This is a genomic window from Peribacillus sp. NPDC058002 (assembly GCF_042886655.1).
GTDB lineage: Bacteria > Bacillota > Bacilli > Bacillales > DSM-1321 > Peribacillus > Peribacillus aracenensis.
This window is the reverse complement of record NZ_JBHVQU010000548.1, coordinates 1-1,029: the sequence shown is the minus strand read 5'-3', so window position 1 is coordinate 1,029 and position 1,029 is coordinate 1. Positions and strand designations below refer to the sequence as shown.

General features: G+C 42.1%; 2 protein-coding genes. Both read left to right on the top strand.

All coding sequences use genetic code 11. From position 1 onward, the window contains the following. Positions 1–672: sigma-E processing peptidase SpoIIGA (locus tag ACFVSH_RS27020; protein ID WP_387708928.1), on the top strand; the 672-nt coding region annotated here is incomplete at its 5' end. A gap of 59 nt (positions 673–731) precedes the next feature. Beyond that, a partial coding sequence (locus ACFVSH_RS27015; protein ID WP_387708925.1) for a sigma factor occupies positions 732–1,029 on the top strand: 298 nt, incomplete at its 3' end.

Sequence of the window (1,029 nt, the reverse complement as noted above, 5' to 3'; positions counted from 1 at the left end):
AAATCGGTGGCCACTTTATATTTCATGACGTTTTTATCGGGAGGTATCCTTCTGGGACTTCACTACTTATTTGAATTCCAAATCGTGTCCAAGGACCCTGGTCAATATGCAGGAATCAACCGTTTTGGCGACCCTGTCAGCTGGATATTCGTAATGATCGGGTTCCCGCTCGCATGGCAATTTTCCAAGCGAACACTAGAAGGGATGGAGATGACCAAGCTTACACATGAGCAAATGGTTTCGGTCTCGGTTAAAATCTCTGACTTTGAAGGGAAATTTCATGGATTGGTGGATAGCGGCAATCAACTATATGATCCGATTACACGCTCCCCGGTCATGATCATCTCTCTTTCAGGAGGGGAAGCAGGAATTCCGGACGATATGCTAGAGCTCTTTAAAAATCCTGATAACCTGATAAGTCAGGAAACGCAGCCAGAATATTCATGGACAGGAAGAATGCGTGTCATCCCTTATAAAGTCGTGGGCCATGAACATCAGCTGTTAACTGCAATCAAACCGGATTACATTAAAATCATTCAAGGAGAAAAAGAATTTCATGTCAAGCAGGGTCTAGTTTCGTTTACCTTTCAGCAACTCTCTCCCGACAATAGCTATCAATCTATCGTTCACCCGAAAATGTTAACCGGGATACCGGTGCAAAATGCCTCCTGAACCATCAATTCACTCTTTAATTTGACCCATAATCCGTTTATTTAGAAGGGAGAATTATTTTGAAGAAATTCATTCTTCGGCTCACTTATTTTTGGTACAAACTATTGTTCAAGCTCGGATTGAAAACGGACGAAATATTTTATATAGGAGGGAGTGAGGCACTGCCCCCGCCCCTTTCGAAGGAAGAAGAGGCAATACTGATCAATAAATTACCCAATGGCGATGAAGCTGCACGTTCGATCTTGATTGAACGTAATTTAAGGCTGGTGGTTTATATTGCCAGGAAATTCGAAAATACTGGCATCAATATTGAGGATTTAATCAGCATTGGAACCATAGGTTTGATCAAAGCTGTGA